Annotated in this window: 2 protein-coding genes; one reads left to right on the forward strand and one right to left on the reverse strand. The window is 57.0% G+C overall.

The genetic code is table 11. The features are described from left to right. The coding region (locus AS026_RS16425; protein ID WP_131815275.1) for an IS630 family transposase at nucleotides 1–510 on the forward strand (510 nt) is incomplete at its 5' end. Between the two features lie 379 nt (nucleotides 511–889). Here the strand turns inward: AS026_RS16425 and AS026_RS16430 are convergent. Further along, the gene (locus AS026_RS16430; protein WP_028749621.1) at nucleotides 890–2,278 is read right to left on the reverse strand and encodes an aminotransferase-like domain-containing protein; all 1,389 of its coding nucleotides are present in this window, start codon (nucleotides 2,276–2,278) and stop codon (nucleotides 890–892) included. Between the last annotated feature and the right edge of the window lie 132 nt (nucleotides 2,279–2,410).

Genomic DNA, 2,410 nt, shown 5'->3' on the forward strand with positions numbered 1-2,410 from the left:
GGCGTCGCCGAACGGCGCACTCATACCTATGTCCGCAACGGCACGACCTCCCTGTTCGCCGCGCTCGACGTCGCGACTGGCGCCGTGATCGGTCATTGCTACAAGCGTCACCGAGCGACCGAATTCCTCGACTTTTTGAAGCGGATTGACGCCGAAATGCCCAATGGGCCGGACGTGCATCTGGTGATGGACAACTATGCCACCCACAAGACACCAAGGGTCAAGGCCTGGCTCGCGCGCCGCCCACACTGGCACGTTCACTTCACGCCAACGTCGGCATCCTGGATCAATCAGGTCGAGCGATGGTTCGCAGAGCTGACGCGAAAACAGTTGCAGCGCGGCGTACACCGTTCCACTGCAGAACTTGAAGCCGACATCGACGCTTTCATAGAAACCCACAACGACAATCCCACCCCATACAAGTGGGTCAAATCCGCCGACCAGATCCTCGCGTCGGTCAAACGCTTTTGCCAGAAGACAATGAACCGAACTTCAGATTCAGGTGACTAGCACTTCTTCTGTGGTCGCCACCCGTAATGCAAGAAGTTTTTATCCATCTGAACGTGTGATCGAGTGCGGTCTTTTGTCAGGCCTTTGATTGCGACGTTTCGAAAGACTGCGGGTATGGTGATCTGCATCTCAACCGTGCGAGGTAACGCCATTGTCTTCAAGTCGTCACTCAGCTTTCATGGCGCCTTGCGTCACATGCAGTCTCTATATTGATTTCATTTAACCGTAAGATGGGTTCCCTCTCGGTCTGATCGATACAAAATCGGCCCGCAAGCTTGCCTACAGGGATAGATGCAATGCTGTCGGCAGGTCGGTAAAGCCTCCCTCGACTAGTGCCGACATTGATCGGTCAAGGTGAGGCGTTTCGATCCTGATTCAGTTACGCGACAGAAACGACGTTTAGAGGGTGGCGACCCAGGATCTCGCGCAACGTCTGAAGCACTTCTGAAAGTTCTACAAGATCCTTGGGCGCACCCAAGCAAATGCGTACTGCACCCGGGTTGCCGTCACTTACAGCGGAGGCGATCGATGGCGTCACGAATATGCCGCAACCTCGTGCGGCAGCCGCAAACTGATCCGGAGACCACTTTGGCGGCAAGGGCAACCACGCGTAGAAGGCTGGAAACTGAAGCTTTGAGGCTTCGGGGAAGACCTCCAGGAACACCCGGTAACGCTCCAACGCCTGCCGGCGCCTCTCACGCAAAAGTTCTTCCAAGTCTCCGCTTTCAATCAGCCGCACAGCTGCCTCGCTGATCATGGGAGCAACAAACCAGGCGGAGGCATGCAGAAGGAGTTCGGCTTGACCCGTATACGCTGTCGGGACAGTCAATGTGCCGAGCCGGAAACCCGGCGCAACGCATTTCGAATAGGACGTCACATAGAAGGTGCGGCCCGGTGCCAACGAGGCGATCGGCACCGGACGTTCGGGGAAGAAAAAGCCGTAGACGTCATCCTCAATGACAGCGAGATCGAGCTCTTCGGCCAGTTCGGCAATGCGGCGGCGACGCGCAATGCTCATGGTACGCGCCGTCGGGCTCTGAAGCGTAGGCATGCAATAGAGCACCCGCGCGCCGGACTCCCGGCAAGCCTGTTTCAGCGCGTCAGGACGCAATCCTTCCTTATCCATCTCCACAGGCACCAAGTTGAGATGACTGGCTACAGCGATTGCTTTAAAACCCGAATAAGTCAGTGCATCCACAAGAATGCTGTCACCAGATTTTACGATCAGACGTAGGGCAATATCGATGGCGTGCTGGGCGCCGTTGCACAAGAACAGCTGCGCCGGCTCAACGGTGAAACTGCTATCGGACAATGAGGCCGCGATGACTTCGCGGTGTTTCGAGATGCCAGCGTGAGGGTGGTACCTCAGCAACGGGCCCAGATCACGCTCGCGTGCTATCTCGCTGAATAATGCAGCCAGTATCTGTGTCTCGTTCCCCTCGGCGGGTACGTTGAGACCAAGATTAACTGGCTCATGCCTTGCCGCAGCCTCCGAGCGGGTGATCGTGCGGCGCCGAACGAAGGTGCCCTGCCCCACATGCCCGCTAACGATGCCTCGTTGTTCGGCCTCCTGGTAGGCTTTGCTGACTGTGCCGACTGAAAGACCAAGCTGTCGAGCCAGATCACGGTGTGCCGGCAGCCGGTCGCCATCAGTCAGCCGACCATCGGCAATATCCTGTTCCAGCGCATTTACCAAAGCAAGGTAACGCGGGCCCTCAGACGCGAGCTGAAGTGGTCGCCAACCCGAAAATGAATCGTCCAAGCTCATGTCCCGCGTTCCTTTTCCTTTTATGTCATCCCCCGCTACGAATGGAGATGGCCGACATATTTTCTTACAGTGTAGGATTCCAGACCCTCTATTCCGCCTTCGCGGCCCCAGCCACTGTCGCCAATTCCGCCG

It is taken from the genome of Rhizobium altiplani, from assembly GCF_001542405.1.
GTDB classification, from domain to species: domain Bacteria; phylum Pseudomonadota; class Alphaproteobacteria; order Rhizobiales; family Rhizobiaceae; genus Rhizobium; species Rhizobium altiplani.

Coding starts and splice junctions, on each gene's coding strand:
- AS026_RS16430 (WP_028749621.1), bottom strand. CDS start 2,278: ATGAGCTTGGACGATTCATTTTCGGGTTGGCGACCACTTCAGCTCGCG.